This is a genomic window from Mycobacterium kyorinense (genome assembly GCF_001672775.1).
Classification (GTDB): Bacteria; Actinomycetota; Actinomycetes; order Mycobacteriales; family Mycobacteriaceae; genus Mycobacterium; species Mycobacterium kyorinense_A.
Map to the genome: position 1 here is coordinate 1 of NZ_LZKJ01000125.1, position 16,758 is coordinate 16,758.

Below are 16,758 nucleotides of genomic sequence, written 5' to 3' on the forward strand. Positions count from 1 at the left end.
CAATAAGCCTATGTCTCGCGGCCCGATCGACGGAGCCTTACGGGCGGTACTCCTCGCGGTCGTCCTCGTCGATGACGATCTCCTGGTGCTGCTCATGCCAGTCGGAGGTATTCGCCTCTACCGGCGGGATTTCGCCGTCGAAGCCGCTCGGCAAGGATGTGGTTTCCTGGTCCTGCTCGACGGCGTCGGCGACGAGGACGACCGCGAGGAGTACCGCCCGTAAGGCTCCGTCGATCGGGCCGCGAGACATAGGCTTATTGCCATGAGCGTCAGCATCAGGCAAGTGCTGCTGCGGGCCGTTGTGCTGCTGGCAGCGTGGGCGATTGGACTGGTGGTCGCGGCGTGGGTGGTGCCGGGTGTTGCCGTGTCGGTGCCTGGGTTCGTCGTTGCCGTCGTGGTGTTCTCGATAGCGCAGGCAGTTCTGTCCTGCTGGGTTTTGAGGTTGCCCCGCGCCTATGCGTCGCTGCTGCTGGGGGCCAGCGGCCTGGCCCTGACCGTGATCGCGTTGATCGTTGCCGCGGCTGCGACGGGCGGGCTGGCTATCGACGACTTTGCATCTTTTGTTGCCGCAACGGTGGTGGTGTGGCTGGTGACAACGGTGGGGGCGGTTATGTTGCCCGAGCTGTTCGCCCGCGACGACGTCGGCTCGAGCTGACTGTTTCGACGCTGCCCTGCGGTCAGCGCCGACGCCCGCGTTTCGCCAGGTCCACCGTCTGACGCGTGAGTAGCATTGTCTTTGTCTCGTCCTACGACGGAAGGCGCGATGATGGGAGACAGGCATCACGATCCGAGCGATCACTTCCGTACCACCCAGCCCCACGCTGGTATCTCCATGAAGGACAACCTTTTCTGGCCCGGTTTTATCCTGCTTGCCGTTGCCGTGGCCGGAATGATCAGCACAGCGGCAGCCGCCGCTTACCAGCATTACGAATGGCTCGGCACGACAGTGCTGGTCGCTGTGCTCGGCACGATAACCGGCGCGCTGTGGTTCGTCGTGGAGCGCCGCCGCGTGGTCCGCATCGATGAGCAGTGGCACGTTGCGCACCGCGAAGGCCGGCCGCACCAGCCCGCTACCTGAGACGACGGCGCTCAGCCGGCCAAGGCGGGACCGGCGATCGGCGGGACGCCCATCGTCAGCGTCAGGACCATCAGCACCAGCAGGAACCACCCAGCGCCCTGCCACGCCCACCAGGTTCGGCGGTCACGCCACACGCGGTAGGTCCGCAGGAATGCCCACGATCCGCCGGCCAGCAGTATCGCCGGCGCGCCGAACGCCAGCAACGTGCGCTGCGGCGCGCCGCAGGCCGTGGTGTCGACAACCAGCGGACCCGTACAGGTGCTGACCCACAAGGCGGCCACGATGAAAAACCCGACCGCGGCGGCCCCCGCCACCACCGCGAATCGGACAGCCGACCCGATGTCGCCGTCATGCTGCTCGATATGGTCGCCACGTGACCGTTGGCGCGATATCTGCATCCTGAACCTCGATCCTGCGTTCGGCTGCTCTAGATCCATCGTCCGATCGGTCGCATCAGTTACATCTGGTCGTAGTCAGCCATACCTGGCTCGGTCGCGCTCACGCGCGGGAGCGGTTATACCCAGTGGTCGGAGGGGGTAAACGTCCCCGCCGACCGGCCGCGCACGCTACGACGCAACTGCACAGGAGACCGCCCTGATGAACCTGCCCACCGCCGACGAATTGCGTGCCCGGGTGCACCGGGCACTGGACGCGATCGGCGCCCCGGGGCCGCTTGGCGAGCCGGGCGCACCTGGCCTGCCGGCCAGCACCCCCATCACCGGCGATGTGCTGTTCACCGTCGCCCAGACCGACAATTACGAGGCCGTCGTCGCAACCGCCGCCCGGGCGTTTCCGGCGTGGCGCGCCACCCCGGCGCCGGCGCGTGGCGCCGTGGTGCGGCGCCTGGGCGAGTTACTCACCGCGCATCGGCACGACCTCGCCACCCTGGTGACCGTCGAGACCGGCAAGATCGCCGCCGAGGCGCTCGGCGAGGTGCAGGAGATGATCGACGTCTGCCAGTTCGCCGTTGGGTTGTCGCGCCAGCTGTACGGGCGCACCATCGCGTCGGAGCGGCCGGGCCATCGGCTGATGGAGACCTGGCATCCGCTCGGCGTGGTGGGTGTGATCACCGCGTTCAACTTCCCGGTTGCGGTGTGGGCGTGGAACACCGCGGTGGCGTTGGTGTGCGGCGACACCGTGGTGTGGAAGCCGTCGGAACTGACCCCGTTGACCGCGCTGGCCTGCCAGGCGCTGCTCCAACGGGCGGCCGGCGATGTCGGTGCGCCACCTGAGGTCAGCGGGCTGCTGCTGGGTGGTCCAGAGGTCGGCGAGCAACTGGTCGACGACGAGCGGATCGCGCTGCTGTCGGCGACCGGCTCGGTGCGGATGGGTCAGCGGGTCGGGCCGCGGGTCGCGCAGCGGTTCGGCCGGGTGCTGTTGGAGTTGGGCGGCAACAATGCCGCGATCGTGACGCCGTCAGCGGACCTGGACCTGGCGCTGCGCGCCATCGTGTTCGCCGCCGTCGGCACCGCCGGGCAACGCTGCACCAGCCTGCGCCGGCTGATCGTGCACCACTCGATCGCCGACGAGGTTTCAGCGCGTGTCGTCTCGGCCTACCGCCAGCTCGCGATCGGCGATCCGTTCGACAGCGCCACCCTGGTCGGACCGCTGATCCACGAGACGGCCTACCGCGACATGGTGGGCGCCCTGGATCAGGCGCGCGCCGACGGCGGCCAGGTGATCGGCGGTGAGCGCCACGACGCCGGGCAACCCGGCGCGTATTACGTAGCGCCCGCCGTCGTGCGGATGCCCTCGTCGACGGCGATCGTGGCGACCGAGACGTTCGCGCCGATTCTCTACATGCTGGCCTATGACGATCTCGACGACGCTATCGCTGTGAATAATGCCGTTCCGCAAGGGCTTTCGTCGTCGATTTTCACCACCGACATGCGGGAAGCCGAACGCTTCATCGACGGTTCAGATTGCGGCATCACCAACGTCAACATCGGCACGTCCGGCGCCGAGATCGGCGGGGCGTTCGGCGGCGAGAAGCACACCGGCGGGGGGCGTGAGTCGGGGTCGGACGCGTGGAAGGCCTACATGCGCCGGGCCACCAATACCATCAACTACTCCGACCAACTGCCGCTAGCACAGGGCGTGCACTTCGGCTGAGGTTCACCGGGTGTCGCGGCCCTCGCGGCTGCGCTCGTAGGCGCTGCGACGCAGGTCGGTCAGCCAGCCGGGGGCCAGCCTGATGTCCTGCGGGGCGTGGATCGTCGGGTCGAACACCACATCGCGAGCTTGGTTCGCGGGCACCAACCGGTCCAGGGTCAGTTGTGCCAACGACTCGAACGCTCCTGTGCCGCAGGCTTGCTCGATCTCGAACACGATGCCGCCGTCGCCGATGCGATCCCGGATGCTGTCCAATGACACACCGCGATCACTGATTTCGGTGATCAGCCGGGCCCGGATCCACCAGTACTGCTGCTGATACTGCAACGGCATCAGGCTCGACAGCACCGCGCCGCGCCACGACGTCACCGGGCGCAACCCGATCCGGGGCAGCACGCGCGCCCCGGTCGAGGCCAACAAGACGTCCCAGCCGGTTCGCGGGAACTGTAACCGCGGCATCTTCCAGGCCAAGCCGACGACATCGGGCACTGCGCCGGGGGTTCCGGCGCCCTTGGAGACCCGCGCGATCACGTCACACGAAGCGACCGGCAGCCCGCGGCCCCGCGGGGCCGACCGTTCGAGCCGCCCGGTGGCCACCACTCCGGCCGGGTGGAAGATGCGGCGACCGCGCAGCGCGGACGCCCACCGGAACGGGGTTGTGGCAACGTCGGAGAGGTTCACGGCAAGCTCAGGCGGGTACCGAATCGGTCTCTCGCTCCCAGATCCGATGCTTGGCCAGCGCGGCGGCGAAGGCCTCGAAGAAATCGTCGCCAAGGTCGGCAGCGGCCGCTGTTGTGGTCAGCACGCCTTGGGCGTCGACCACATCCGTGCTGTCGGCGGTCTGCTCGGATATGCCGGCTTTCGGCAGCAACTTGACGCCCGCCCCGAACGCCGCCACCGGCTTGAGGTGTTTGTAGGCCTCGGTCACGAAATGCAGCGCATACCCGTCGCCCGAGAGCGTTTCGATGGCGTCGGGTCCGCACGGCACCACCACGGCGTCATACAGCACCGACGCCACGCTGTTGATGGCACGGTCCACGGCGAGCTCGCCGCCGGAGCCGCCGGACAGCGTCCCGCCGCCGATCGGTGCCAGCACTTCGGCGATCGCCCCGCGCTGCCGCATCGCCTCGATGAACTGTTCGGTGCCTTGCACGTCGACACCATCGGCGGCCAGGATGGCGATCTTGCGGCTTTCGATGGTGTCGGTGACGGTGTTCAGCTGAGACAGCGCCGGCGAGGCCGGCATCTTGTCGTCGACGGGTTGCTCGTCAGGCACGGGCAGGCCCAGTTGGCCGGCCACCGCAGCGGCCAGGTCGTGGTCGACCAGGTTCAGCTGTTCGACGACGCGTGACCGGATTTCGATGGTTTCGCAATGGCCGAGCTCGAAAGCGTATGCGGCGACGATGTGTTTCGCCTCGGGCGGCGTCATGCTCTTCCAGAACATCCGGGCCTGACTGTAGTGGTCCTGGAAACTCTCGGCCCGTTGCCGGATCTTGTGACCGTCGACCTTTTCGGTGTAGTGCCGGAACACACCTTCGTCGGCCAGCGCCGGGCAGCCGCCACCCAGTGAGTTCTTGTAGTAGCTGGATTTGCCTTTCGGGATGGCGGTTTGGCTGTAGCCGTCGTGTTGGTTGTTGCGGACGTCGGCGATGGGCCGGTTGACGGGCAACTGCGCGAAGTTGGGTCCGCCCAAGCGGATCAGCTGGGTGTCCAGGTAGGAGAAGTTACGGAACTGCAGCAGCGGGTCGTTGGTGAAGTCGATTCCGGGCACCACGTTGGCGGTGCAGAACGCGACCTGCTCGGTCTCGGCGAAGAAGTTGTCCGGGTTGCGGTTGAGCACCATCTTGCCCACCGGACGAACCGGAACTTGTTCCTCGGGAATGATTTTCGTGGCGTCGAGCAGATCGAACTGGAAGTTGAACTCGTCGCTTTCGGGGACCAGCTGCACACCGAGCTCGTATTCGGGATACTGGCCGGCCTGGATGGCGTCCCACAGGTCGCGCCGGTTGAAGTCGGGGTCTTTGCCGGCCACCTTTTGGCATTCGTCCCACACCAGCGAATGCACACCGAGCTTCGGCTTCCAGTGAAACTTCACGAACGTGCCTTCGCCCTTGGCGTTGACGAAGCGGAACGTGTGCACGCCGAAGCCCTGCATCATCCGGTAGCTGCGCGGCAACGACCGATCCGACATCAGCCACATGATGGTGTGCAGCGTCTCGGGCTGCAGCGACACGAAGTCCCACAGTGTGTCGTGGGCGGACTGGGCCTGCGGAATCTCGTTGTGCGGCTCGGGTTTAACGGCATGCACGAAGTCGGGGAACTTGATCCCGTCCTGGATGAAAAACACCGGGAAGTTGTTGCCGACCAAGTCGTAGTTGCCCTGATCCGTGTAGAACTTGGTGGCGAACCCGCGCACGTCGCGCACGGTGTCGGCGGAACCGCGGAAGCCGGCGACCGTGGAGAACCGCACGAACACCGGCGTTTGCTTGCCCGGTGTGGTCAAAAACTTCGCGACGGTGTATTCGGCAAGAGAATCGTCGTAGGGCTCGAAGTAGCCGTAGGCGCCGCTGCCGCGGGCATGGACGACGCGCTCGGGGATGCGCTCGTGGTCGAAGTGGGTGATCTTCTCGCGGGCGTGGAAGTCCTCCAGAAGCGTGGGCCCGCGCGCACCGGCACTGAGCGCATCGTCGGTGTGGTCAACCCGCACTCCCTGCTGAGTGGTTAAGTACCCGGAACTGCGGTCGACTCGGTATTGGTCAAGCTGCTGTTGCTTTTCATTCTCGTTGTCTGCCATCGCGTCCCTCCGGGATAGGAATTCGCACGCTGGGTACCCATACCGGATTTAGACAAACGCTCGGCAGGCGCTCGCCGTCTTCGCGTCAGTTCGCCGGCGGCAACTGGCCTGGCTTGTATCCGAACACCGCCGAGGTGGGCCCGATCAGGTGGCGCGCCTTGACGTCGACCAGACCATGGGCCCGGAACATTTCCACGCACTCTGCAACCGAGGACTCGTAACCCTCGCGGGTCTCGAGCATGACATTGAGGCTCGACAACAGGCTGGCGTAGTTGTGGCGGTGGCCGGGGTCGACCATGGCGTCGTAGACGACCACGGCGCCTCCCGGGGGGATCGCGGCATACGCCTTGTCGATCAGTTCCCGTCGGGTGGCCTGGTTGTAGCCGTGGAACACATGGCCGAAGGAAACGACATCGGCGTGCGGCAGTGGTTCCTCCAGGCAGTCGCCGGCGATGAAGCGGATCCGGTCCTCGAGCCCGAACGACGCGACATATTCCTCGAAGATTGGCTGCACGGCGGCGAAGTCGAAACCGATTCCGCGTAGGTGCCGGTGGGTGAGCGCGACCCGCACCGGAAGCGCCCCCTGGGCCGAGCCGACGTCGACGAACGACCGAAAACGCTTCCAGGGGAAGCGGACAGCCAGCAGCGTGGCTTCTGCGGTCGAGACGCCCGTCATTCCGGTCAGGAATTCCCGCATCGCCGCGGGATCCTGGTAGAGCGTGGAAAAGAACTTGTCTTCGCCCTGTCCTTCTTCGGCCGCGGGCCGCCCCGTCCGCAGCAGATCCGGAAGACCGCACCACAGCTCGTAGAGGCGTTTGCTGGACAGCTCCATCAGTCCGGCGGCATAGCTCGGCTTGGCTCGATCCAGGAAAAGGGCGCTGCGCGCCGCGTTCGAATACCGCCCCGACCGGTCGCGGCGCAGCAGCCCGAGGGCAACCAGCGCATCCAGCGCGTCGCCGGCGGCCCGGGGATGCCAGCCGAAGGCTTCGATCAATTCCCCTTTCGACCGTGGCCCCTCGGCCAACTCGGTGAATACCCCGCATTCGACAGCGGTCAGGACCAGGCGGGAGGACCAGAACGCCATCCCGGTCTCGACGATCTGCTGCGGGCCGGCGATGCGCTGAACCACCCGACCGAGCAACGGGCTCTGGAAAACTCGCATCATCAGCCGCTCACGCCGGATGTCGCGGGCCCGGTAGCTGATCGATGCAGCGGCGGCCTTGTGCACTTGTTTGTCGCGGCGTGCCATTGGCTAACTTTTACCATTCGCCCGTGGGGGCCGGTCCAGCTGGTCGAAAATTTGCCCGAATCCGGTTTATTGGACGTTTCGGCTGAATGTCACGGCAGCAAACGGCGCAACCGGATGTGCAAGTAACATCGCGGTATGCCAGCAACCAGACGGCGGTTATCTCCCGAGAGTCGGCGCGCTGAGTTGCTAGCCCTCGGAGCGGAGGTCTTCGGCCAGCGGCCCTACGACGACGTTCGCATCGACGAGATCGCGGAGCGGGCCGGCGTTTCGCGTGCGCTGATGTACCACTATTTTCCGGACAAGCGGGCGTTTTTCGCCGCGGTGGTCAAAGACGAAGCCGACCGGTTGTTCGACGCCACCCACAACCTTCCCGACTTGGGGCTGACGCTCTTCGACGAGGTGCGGGCGGGTGTGCTGGCGTACATGTACTACCACGAACAGCATCCGCACTCCTCTTGGGCGGCATATGTCGGGCTGGGCCGCTCCGATCCGGTGCTGCTGGGCATTGACGACGAGACCAAGAACCGCCTGATGATGCACATCATGTCGCGGATCTGCGATATCGAGGGGCCCGGAAACCAACTCGAGCCCGACGTGGAGAAGGACTTGCACGTGATCGTGCACGGCTGGATCGCGTTCACGTTCGAGCTGGGCCGGCAGCGGATCATGAACCCCTCGATCGAAGCGAGTCGGCTCGCTGACGCGTGTGCGCACACGCTGCTCGACGCGGTTGCCCGGGTTCCCGGCATTCCACCCGAGCTGCTCGAAGCGGTGGGCCCCGACAAACGCTCATGACCACTGCGTTGTCGTAGCGCCTTGGCACTATGGCTGAGTGAGCACCACACCGGCCGATCCACTCGCGCGGTTCAGCGCGGTCACCCGCGACTGGTTCGCGGGTACCTTCGCCGCGCCGACGCCCGCCCAGGCCGATGCCTGGTCTGCGATCGCCGACGGCCATAACACCCTGGTGATCGCCCCGACCGGGTCGGGCAAGACCCTGGCGGCGTTCCTGTGGGCGATCGACAGCTTGGCTGGGTTGCCCGAGCGGCCAGCCGGCACCCGGGTTCTCTACGTGTCACCGCTGAAGGCCCTGGCCGTCGACGTCGAGCGCAACCTGCGCACCCCGCTCACCGGGATGGCCAGGGTCGCCGAGCGACGCGGCCTGCCCGCCCCCGAGATCGGTGTGGGCGTGCGATCGGGTGATACCCCGCCCGCCCGCCGTCGCCAACTCATCAGCAAGCCGCCCGAGGTGCTGATCACCACGCCGGAGTCCCTGTTTTTGATGCTGACCTCGGCGGCCCGGCAGACCTTGACCGGCGTGCAGACCGTGATCGTCGACGAGGTGCATGCCATTGCCGGCACTAAACGCGGTGCGCATCTGGCGTTGTCGCTGGAGCGCCTCGATGAGCTGTTGCCCCGGCCGGCCCAGCGAATCGGCCTGTCGGCCACCGTTCGCCCGCCTGAGGAAGTAGCGCGGTTTTTGTCGGGGGCAGCCCCGACGACGATTGTGGCGCCGGCCGCGGCCAAGACGTTTGACCTGACGGTGCAGGTGCCGGTCCCGGACATGGCCGACTTGGCGAATAACACGATCTGGCCCGATGTCGAGGCCCGGCTGGTCGACCTGATCGAAGCGCACAACTCGACGATCGTGTTCGCCAACTCGCGGCGGTTGGCGGAGCGACTCACCGCACGGCTCAATGAGATTCACGCCGAGCGCTCCGGCGTCGAGCTGCCGGCGGAGGCCAATCCGCAGGTGGCCGGCGGTGCGCCGGCCCAGCTGCTGGGCAGTGGCCAGACTTACGGCGCTGAGGCCGTGCTGGCTCGTGCTCATCACGGGTCGGTGAGCAAGGAGCAGCGCGCCGTCGTCGAGGAAGACCTCAAAAGCGGACGGCTCAAGGCGGTGGTGGCGACCTCGAGCCTGGAGTTGGGCATCGACATGGGCGCGGTCGACCTGGTGATTCAGGTCGAGGCGCCGCCGTCGGTGGCCAGCGGCTTGCAACGCATCGGCCGGGCCGGACATCAGGTGGGCGAGACGTCTCGGGGAGTGCTGTTTCCCAAACACCGCACCGACCTGATCGGCTGCGCGGTGACGGTGCAGCGCATGCTCACCGGGCAGATCGAGACGATGCGGGTGCCCGCCAACCCGCTCGACATCCTCGCCCAGCACACGGTGGCCGCCGCTGCGCTGGAGGCGGTCGACGCCGACCGCTGGTTCGATACGGTCCGGCGCAGCGCGCCGTTTGCGACGCTGCCGCGCAGCGCCTTCGAGGCCACCCTGGACTTGCTGTCGGGCAAGTACCCGTCCACCGAATTCGCCGAGCTGCGGCCGCGACTGGTCTACGACCGGGACACCGGGACGTTGACCTCCCGCCCGGGCGCCCAGCGGCTGGCGGTCACCTCGGGCGGGTCCATCCCCGACCGTGGGCTGTTCGCGGTATACCTGGCGACCGAAAAGCCTTCCCGGGTCGGAGAACTCGACGAAGAGATGGTCTACGAGTCGCGTCCCGGTGACGTCATCTCGCTCGGCGCGACGAGCTGGCGGATCACCGAGATCACCCATGACCGGGTGCTGGTGATCCCGGCGCCGGGGCAGCCGGCCCGGCTACCGTTCTGGCGCGGCGACGACGTCGGGCGCCCGGCCGAGCTGGGCGCTGCGCTCGGTGCGTTCACCGGTGAGCTGGCCGGCCTGGACCGCGGTGAGTTTGAGAAGCGTTGCGCCGACTTGGGTTTCAACGACTACGCAACCGACAATTTGTGGCGGCTGCTCGATGACCAGCGCACTGCCACCGCGGTGGTGCCCACCGAGGCCGCCCTGGTGGTCGAGCGGTTCCGCGACGAACTCGGTGATTGGCGGGTGATCCTGCATTCGCCCTATGGGCTGCGGGTGCATGGTCCGCTGGCGCTGGCGGTCAGCTGTCGGCTGCGGGAGCGCTACGGCATCGACGAGAAGCCCACTGCCTCCGACGACGGCATTGTGGTGCGGCTGCCCGACGCGGATGCCGCGGACAGTCCGCCGGGAGCCGAGTTGTTCGTCTTCGACGCCCACGAGATCGACCCGATCGTCACCGCCGAGGTCGGCGGGTCGGCGTTGTTCGCGTCGCGCTTCCGGGAGTGCGCGGCCCGCGCGCTGCTGCTGCCCCGCCGCCATCCGGGCCGCCGTTCGCCGCTGTGGCATCAGCGCCAGCGCGCGGCCCAACTGCTCGACGTGGCCCGCAAATACCCCGACTTCCCGATCGTGTTGGAGACGGTGCGCGAATGCCTGCAGGACGTCTATGACGTTCCCATGCTGACGGCGCTGATGGCCGAGATCGCCCAGCGTCGGGTGCGGGTCTTGGAGACCGAGACCGCAACGCCGTCGCCGTTCGCGGCGTCGCTGCTGTTCGGCTACGTCGGGGCGTTCATGTACGAGGGCGACAGCCCGCTGGCCGAACGCCGCGCCGCCGCGCTGTCGGTGGACGCCACGCTGCTGGCCGAGCTGCTCGGCCGTGTCGAGCTGCGCGAGCTGCTCGACCCGAGTGTGGTCGCCGCCACCGGCCGGCAGTTACAGCACCTCGCCGATGACCAGGCCGCCCGCGATGCCGAGGCGGTGGCCGACCTGCTGCGGCTGCTAGGCCCATTGACCGAAGCCGAGATCAGCGCGCGCGCCGGCGGCGCCGACGTGGGCGGCTGGCTGGAAGGTTTGCGCGCCGCCAAACGGGCGCTGACAGTGTCGTTTGCCGGCGGCGATTGGTGGGTGGCCATCGAGGACATCGGGCGGCTGCGCGACGGGGTCGGCGTGGCGGTGCCGGTCGGAGTGCCGGCCAGTTTCACCGAAACTGTCGCCGACCCGCTGGGCGAGCTGCTGGGACGCTATGCCCGCACCCGCGGGCCTTTCACCACGGCCGAGGCCGCCGCGCGGTTTGGCCTGGGCCTGCGGGTGGCGGGCGACGTTTTGGGCCGATTGGCCGTCGACGGCCGACTGGTGCGCGGCGAGTTCACCGCTGAGACCTCCAGCGACCAGTGGTGCGACGTCGAGGTGCTGCGGATTCTGCGGCGCCGCTCGTTGGCGGCGCTGCGCGCGCAAGTCGAGCCGGTCAGCACTACCGCCTACGCACGGTTCCTGCCCGGGTGGCATCAGGTGGGGTCGTCGACCAACGCCGGCACGGATGGCCTTGCCGCGGTGATTGATCAACTCGCCGGCGTCCCGTTGCCCGCCTCGGCAATCGAACCGCTGGTGCTGGGACCGCGAGTGCGCGACTATTCGCCGGCGATGCTCGACGAGCTGCTGGCGTCGGGGGAAGTCATCTGGTCGGGTGCGGGGTCGATCTCGGGTTCCGACGGCTGGATCATTTTCCACGCCGCCGACGCGGCGCCGTTGACGCTGCCCGCGAGCACCGACATCGAGTTCGCCGACGCCCACCGCGCGGTGTTGGACACGCTGGCCGGTGGGGGCGCCTTCTTCTTCCGGCAGCTCGGTGACGGGATCGCCGAGGCCGAGCTGAAAGCCGCGCTGTGGGAATTGATCTGGGCCGGCTGGGTCACCGGCGACACGTTCGCGCCGGTGCGCGCGGTGCTCGGCGGCGGACCCGGCGCCCGCAAACGTTCCGCGCCGGCGCACCGCCACCGCCGTCCACCGCGGCTGAGCCGCTATAGCGTCGCGCACGCCCAGACGCGGGCCACCGACGCGACGGTGGCCGGCCGGTGGTCGGCATTGCCGGCCCCGGAGCCGGATTCGACGCTGCGGGCCCACTACCAGGCCGAGCTGCTGTTGAACCGCCACGGCGTGCTGACCCGCGGCGCCGTATCCGCAGAGGCTGTTCCCGGCGGGTTCGCCACGCTCTACAAGGTGTTGACGGCCTTCGAGGATGCCGGCCGCTGCCAGCGCGGCTACTTCGTCGAGTCGCTGGGCGGCGCGCAGTTCGCCGTCGCGTCGACCGTGGACCGGCTGCGCAGCTACCTCGACGGCGTCGACCCGGAACGCCCCGAGTACCGGGCGGTGGTACTGGCCGCCGCCGATCCCGCCAATCCGTACGGCGCCGCGCTGCCCTGGCCGCCGAGCGAGGGCACCGCGGCCCGGCCCGGCCGCAAAGCCGGTGCGCTGGTCGTGCTGGTGGACGGCGTGCTGGCCTGGTTTGTAGAGCGTGGCGGCCGGTCACTGCTGAGTTTCACCGACGACGCCGAGGCCGGCCGCGCGGCCGCCGCCGCCGTTGCTGAGGTGGTCGGCATGCGGCGCATCGACTCGCTCCTGGTTGAGCGGATCAACGGCGTGCCGGTGCTGGAGCTGCGCGACTCGCCGGTCCATGCGGCGTTGACCGATGCCGGGTTCACCCGCACTCCACGCGGGCTGCGGCTGCGACCGTGAGCCGACTCGCGAACCACCTGGCCCATGAGTCCCAGTGGCCTCATCCGTCGCTGGCGCGACAATGAGTGCCTCATCGAAGTTAGTATCGCATTTGATATCGCCCTTGCGGCCGGTGGCCGTGATATCACATACGCCATCGCTTTGCAGCAGCATGTCATGGCCGAGGGCGGGTGCGGGTGTGACTGGCGATACAAGAGTGATTCCCCGCCAGCTTGCCGGACACTGGGACCATGCCTGAAGGTGACACCGTCTGGCACACCGCTGCTGCGCTGCGCCAGGCGTTAGCCGGCAAGACCCTGACGCGTTGCGACATCCGGGTGCCCCGGTTCGCCACGGTCGACCTGACCGGGCAGGTCGTCGACGAAGTGCTCAGCCGCGGCAAGCACTTGTTCATCCGGACCGGGTCGGCCAGCATCCATTCCCATTTGAAGATGGACGGCAGCTGGCGGGTTACCACCCGTCCGCCCGATCACCGGGTGCGGATCATCTTGGAAGCCGGCGACGTCCGGGCGGCCGGAATCGACCTCGGCGTGCTGGAGATCCTCGACCGGGCGCACGACCAGGACGCGGTGGCTCATCTGGGACCGGACCTGCTGGGAGCGGACTGGGATCCGCGGCTGGCCGCCGCCAACCTGACGGCCGATCCGCAGCGGCCGCTGGCCGAGGCCCTCCTCGACCAGCGGGTGATGGCCGGCATCGGCAACGTCTACTGCAACGAACTATGCTTCGTCAGCGGCCTTTTACCGACTGCACCGGTCACCGCGCTTGCCGATCCCCAGCGGCTGGCCGTGCGGGCGCGGGACATGTTGTGGGCCAATCGATCCCGTTGGTCGCGTTGCACGACCGGCGATACCCGTCGTGGCCGTCAGCTGTGGGTATATGGACGCGCCGGGCAGCCATGCCGGCGCTGCGGCACGGCAATCGCATCCGACCACACCGCCGACCGGGTCGCGTTCTGGTGCCCGTCATGCCAGCGCTAGCCAAAACGAAGGTGTAGCCACCGCACCCGAACGGGTATCCAGTCGAGGACTGACACCACGCGGAGATGTCGCTCCCGTGTCGCCTCAGCACCGACGGCAATCTTGATCGGTCGAAAATCCAACCAACATGCAACATGGGGGCACCCATGGCTATCCGCTATGACCTGGTGTGCGCCTGCGACCTCAGCCTCGACGAGGTGCGCCGGCGCAGCGCCATCCTGGACGCGATCGGCGACGACTGGGACCCGGTTCGGGCCCTGGCCGACGAGGAGCAGGCATACCGCATGCTCTATTCGGGTCTGGATGAGCAGCAGCAGCGAGCTTATGACGAGCTGGTCACTGCCGGTGTGCTCCCGGATTGGAACAACGAATGACTCTGCCCATCGACCCGGACGCTGACGCGAGCCGGCGGGCGTGGCTCCCCTGCCCGCACTGCGACCAGGGAACTGGCTGCCCGGACTGCGAGGACAACCGCAACTGCGGCAGCCACTGGCAGTATCTGCTCAGCAACGAAGGCCGGCTGGTGTTTTTACAATGTCCGGCCTGTACCCGGCTGTGGTCGTGCGATCCGATACTGCGACGACGGCCGGCAAAGAAAGCCGCTTAAAAACCCAGCCGACGCCGGGTGACGAAGGTATGGCGGGTTCCGCTGATCGGGTCGTCGAATTCCAGCGTGTGCGCCAACAACTGCAACGGCGCACTGAAATCGTCGGCAGCGATGTCAATAACGTTGGGATACAACGGGTCCCCGTGGAGGGGCAGGCCGATCGACGCCATGTGCACGCGTAACTGATGGGTCCGCCCGGTCCGAGGCGTGAGCCGGTACAGCCCGTCGGGCGAGAGCAACTCGACCAGCGTTTCGGCGTTGGGTTCGCCCGGTTCCTCGACTGCTTGTAAATGGCCTCGCCGCTTGATGATTCGGCTGCGGATCACCCGAGGCAACCTGGCCTGCGGGTCCACGTCTGCGCGCGCCAGATACGTCTTGCTGACCGCTCCGCGAGCGAACATCGTCTGGTAGCTGCCGCGCACTTCGCGGCGGGTGGTGAACAACAACACCCCGGCGGTCAACCGGTCCAGCCGGTGCGCCGGGCTCAGCTCGGGCAGACCCAACTCGCGACGCAACCGCACCAGCGCGGTCTGCGCGACGTGGCGGCCGCGCGGCATGGTGGCCAAAAAGTGGGGCTTGTCGACGACGACGATGTCGTCGTCTCGATGAAGTACCGGGATGCCGAACGGCACCGGAACTTCGTCGGCCAGTTCGCGGTAGAGGTAGACGCTGGCACCCGTCGGCAGCACGGTCGTGTCGTCAACCGGACTCCCGTCGGCGTCGACGACCTCGCGTGCCCGCGCGCCGAACCGGGCGTTCAGCTCGGCCAGCACCGGCCCGCCGCGCAGCCGCACCCGCGCCGGCCCCAGTCCGTCGCGGACCGGCAACGGCGCGGGTCTCACGTTAACGGCACCGGCTCGAGAATTTCGGCGCGGGCCTCGGGAGCGCTGGCGCGCAACGCATCCGCGGACTCATCGTCGGGCCGGGTCTGCGACAGGACTTCGGCTTCCACCCGCGCGGTATACGTCTGCACCTCGCGGTCGATGTCCGCGGCGCTCCAGCCCAGTACCGGCGCGACCACCTCGGCCACCTCACGTGCGCAGTCGACGCCGCGGTGCGGGTACTCGATCGAAATTCGCATCCGGCGGGCCAAAATGTCCTCCAGATGCAGCGCGCCCTCTGCGGCGGCGGCGTAGGCCGCCTCCACCTTCAGGTAGACCGGCGCCTGCGCGATCGGGTCGAGCAGGTCGGGACGGTCGTCGGCCATCGCCAGCACCTCCCCGATCAGTGACCCGTAGCGGTCCAACAGATGGCGCACCCGATACGGGTGCAGCCCTCGGTGCGCGCCGACGTGTTCGGTCTGGTTGATCAGCGCAAAGTAGCCGTCGGCGCCCAGCAGCCGCACCTTCTCGGTGATCGACGGCGCGACGCGGGCCGGAATGTATTGCGCCGCAGCATCAATCGCGTCGGCTGCCATCACCCGGTAGGTGGTGTACTTGCCGCCGGCGATGGCGACCAGGCCGGGCGCGGGCACCGCCACCGCATGCTCGCGAGACAGCTTGGAGGTGTCGTCGCTCTCGCCGGCCAGCAGCGGCCGCAGTCCGGCGTACACCCCGTCGATGTCGGTGTGGGTCAGCGGGGTCGCCAGCACCGTGTTGACGGTGCCCAGGATGTAGTCGATATCGGCCTTGGTGGCCGCCGGGTGGGCCAGGTCGAGGTTCCAGTCGGTGTCGGTGGTGCCGATGATCCAGTGACTGCCCCACGGGATGACGAACATCACCGACTTCTCGGTGCGCAGAATGATCGCGACGTCGCTCACGACGCGGTCACGCGGCACCACGATGTGCACACCCTTGGAGGCACGCACTTGAAACCGGCCGCGCTGCTTGGACAATGCCTGGATCTCGTCGGTCCACACCCCGGTCGCGTTGACCACGACATGACCGTGGACGTCGGTGACAGCGCCGTCTTCGGAGTCGCGGACCTGCACCCCCGTCACCCGGTCGCCTTCCCGCAGCAACGACACGACCTGGCTCGAGGACCGCACCACCGCGCCGTAATGCGCGGCGGTGCGTGCCACGGTCATGGTGTGCCGGGCGTCGTCGACCACGGTGTCGTAGTAGCGGATCCCGCCGATCAGGGAACTGCGCTTTAGCCCCGGGCACAGCCGAAGCGCACCGGCCCGGGTCAAATGCTTTTGCGCCGGAACGGATTTCGCACCGCCGAGTTGGTCGTAGAGGAAGATGCCGGCGGCCACGTACGGGCGTTCCCACCACCGCTTGGTCAGCGGGAACAGGAACGGCAACGGCTTGACCAGATGCGGGGCCAGCGTGGTCAACGACAATTCCCGCTCGTAGAGCGCCTCGCGGACCAACCCGAATTCCAGTTGCTCGAGGTAGCGCAGGCCACCGTGAAACATCTTCGACGACCGGCTGGAGGTTCCGGAGGCAAAGTCACGCGCCTCGACCATCGCCACTTTCAGCCCGCGGGTGGCGGCATCCAGCGCGCATCCCGAGCCGACGACGCCACCGCCGATGACCACCACGTCGAATTGCGCGGTCCCCAGTTGCTCCCAGGCAGCGGCACGTTGTTCGGGTCCCAAGGCGGAGGCCGGCCAGAACTGCCCGCTGCCCGGTCCGCGGATCGGGTCGCTCACG

The 16,758-nt window shown here is 67.7% G+C and carries 14 protein-coding genes; 7 read left to right on the forward strand and 7 right to left on the reverse strand.

Annotation, left to right across the window (positions count from 1 at the left end; all coding sequences use genetic code 11):
* Positions 1–37 precede the first annotated feature (37 nt).
* Positions 38–250: a hypothetical protein gene (locus tag A5707_RS13445; RefSeq protein ID WP_065014962.1), complete on the reverse strand. Its 213-nt coding sequence runs from the start codon at positions 248–250 to the stop codon at positions 38–40.
* Positions 251–262: 12 nt separating this feature from the next.
* Here A5707_RS13445 and A5707_RS13450 point away from each other — a divergent pair, with 12 nt between their 5' ends.
* Complete coding sequence (locus tag A5707_RS13450; protein WP_082969444.1) at positions 263–655, forward strand: phage holin family protein; 393 nt, start codon at positions 263–265, stop codon at positions 653–655.
* A gap of 108 nt (positions 656–763) precedes the next feature.
* Positions 764–1,078: a protein UsfY gene (usfY, locus tag A5707_RS13455; RefSeq protein ID WP_232000718.1), complete on the forward strand. Its 315-nt coding sequence runs from the start codon at positions 764–766 to the stop codon at positions 1,076–1,078.
* 11 nt (positions 1,079–1,089) lie between these two features.
* Here the strand turns inward: usfY and A5707_RS13460 are convergent, their stop codons facing one another.
* The gene (locus A5707_RS13460; RefSeq protein WP_065014963.1) at positions 1,090–1,476 is read right to left on the reverse strand and encodes a hypothetical protein; all 387 of its coding nucleotides are present in this window, start codon (positions 1,474–1,476) and stop codon (positions 1,090–1,092) included.
* A 199-nt stretch (positions 1,477–1,675) separates the two neighbouring features.
* Here A5707_RS13460 and A5707_RS13465 point away from each other — a divergent pair, with 199 nt between their 5' ends.
* Positions 1,676–3,190: an aldehyde dehydrogenase family protein gene (locus A5707_RS13465; RefSeq protein WP_065014964.1), complete on the forward strand. Its 1,515-nt coding sequence runs from the start codon at positions 1,676–1,678 to the stop codon at positions 3,188–3,190.
* Between the two features lie 3 nt (positions 3,191–3,193).
* On the opposite strand, the gene A5707_RS13470 is transcribed toward A5707_RS13465, so the two are convergent.
* The 3 genes from A5707_RS13470 to A5707_RS13480 form a co-directional block, all read right to left on the reverse strand.
* Complete coding sequence (locus A5707_RS13470; protein WP_065014965.1) at positions 3,194–3,871, reverse strand: phosphodiesterase; 678 nt, start codon at positions 3,869–3,871, stop codon at positions 3,194–3,196.
* 7 nt (positions 3,872–3,878) lie between these two features.
* Complete coding sequence (locus A5707_RS13475; protein ID WP_065014966.1) at positions 3,879–5,984, reverse strand: catalase; 2,106 nt, start codon at positions 5,982–5,984, stop codon at positions 3,879–3,881.
* A gap of 85 nt (positions 5,985–6,069) precedes the next feature.
* Positions 6,070–7,233: a methyltransferase gene (locus A5707_RS13480; RefSeq protein WP_082969446.1), complete on the reverse strand. Its 1,164-nt coding sequence runs from the start codon at positions 7,231–7,233 to the stop codon at positions 6,070–6,072.
* A 135-nt stretch (positions 7,234–7,368) separates the two neighbouring features.
* On the opposite strand from A5707_RS13480, the gene A5707_RS13485 reads away from it, so the two are divergent.
* The 4 genes from A5707_RS13485 to A5707_RS13500 all read left to right on the forward strand — a co-directional run bounded on the left by A5707_RS13485 (position 7,369) and on the right by A5707_RS13500 (position 13,928).
* A complete protein-coding gene (locus A5707_RS13485; protein WP_065014967.1) occupies positions 7,369–8,028 on the forward strand; it encodes a TetR/AcrR family transcriptional regulator in 660 nt (219 codons plus the stop codon).
* Between the two features lie 37 nt (positions 8,029–8,065).
* Positions 8,066–12,574, forward strand: a complete 4,509-nt coding sequence (locus A5707_RS13490) for an ATP-dependent helicase (RefSeq protein WP_065014968.1) — start codon at positions 8,066–8,068, stop codon at positions 12,572–12,574.
* Between the two features lie 230 nt (positions 12,575–12,804).
* The gene (nei2, locus tag A5707_RS13495; RefSeq protein WP_065014969.1) at positions 12,805–13,554 is read left to right on the forward strand and encodes an endonuclease VIII Nei2; all 750 of its coding nucleotides are present in this window, start codon (positions 12,805–12,807) and stop codon (positions 13,552–13,554) included.
* 146 nt (positions 13,555–13,700) lie between these two features.
* Positions 13,701–13,928, forward strand: coding sequence for a DUF6400 family protein (locus A5707_RS13500; protein WP_065014970.1), 228 nt, complete (start codon positions 13,701–13,703; stop codon positions 13,926–13,928).
* A gap of 229 nt (positions 13,929–14,157) precedes the next feature.
* On the opposite strand, the gene A5707_RS13505 is transcribed toward A5707_RS13500, so the two are convergent.
* A complete protein-coding gene (locus A5707_RS13505; RefSeq protein WP_065014971.1) occupies positions 14,158–15,003 on the reverse strand; it encodes a pseudouridine synthase in 846 nt (281 codons plus the stop codon).
* Entirely contained in the window at positions 15,000–16,757 is a 1,758-nt protein-coding gene (locus A5707_RS13510) for a glycerol-3-phosphate dehydrogenase/oxidase (protein ID WP_065014972.1), read from the reverse strand. The genes A5707_RS13505 and A5707_RS13510 overlap by 4 nt, the downstream gene beginning before the upstream one ends.
* Position 16,758: the final 1 nt, after the last annotated feature.

What these genes read in the sequence shown, in the direction of transcription:
- A5707_RS13475 (WP_065014966.1), bottom strand. Translation starts at nt 5,984, where the DNA reads ATGGCAGACAACGAGAATGAAAAGCAACAGCAGCTTGACCAATACCGA.
- usfY (WP_232000718.1), top strand. Translation starts at nt 764, where the DNA reads ATGATGGGAGACAGGCATCACGATCCGAGCGATCACTTCCGTACCACC.
- A5707_RS13480 (WP_082969446.1), bottom strand. Translation starts at nt 7,233, where the DNA reads ATGGCACGCCGCGACAAACAAGTGCACAAGGCCGCCGCTGCATCGATC.
- A5707_RS13500 (WP_065014970.1), top strand. Translation starts at nt 13,701, where the DNA reads ATGGCTATCCGCTATGACCTGGTGTGCGCCTGCGACCTCAGCCTCGAC.
- A5707_RS13445 (WP_065014962.1), bottom strand. Translation starts at nt 250, where the DNA reads ATGTCTCGCGGCCCGATCGACGGAGCCTTACGGGCGGTACTCCTCGCG.
- nei2 (WP_065014969.1), top strand. Translation starts at nt 12,805, where the DNA reads ATGCCTGAAGGTGACACCGTCTGGCACACCGCTGCTGCGCTGCGCCAG.
- A5707_RS13460 (WP_065014963.1), bottom strand. Translation starts at nt 1,476, where the DNA reads ATGCAGATATCGCGCCAACGGTCACGTGGCGACCATATCGAGCAGCAT.
- A5707_RS13465 (WP_065014964.1), top strand. Translation starts at nt 1,676, where the DNA reads ATGAACCTGCCCACCGCCGACGAATTGCGTGCCCGGGTGCACCGGGCA.
- A5707_RS13485 (WP_065014967.1), top strand. Translation starts at nt 7,369, where the DNA reads ATGCCAGCAACCAGACGGCGGTTATCTCCCGAGAGTCGGCGCGCTGAG.
- A5707_RS13450 (WP_082969444.1), top strand. Translation starts at nt 263, where the DNA reads ATGAGCGTCAGCATCAGGCAAGTGCTGCTGCGGGCCGTTGTGCTGCTG.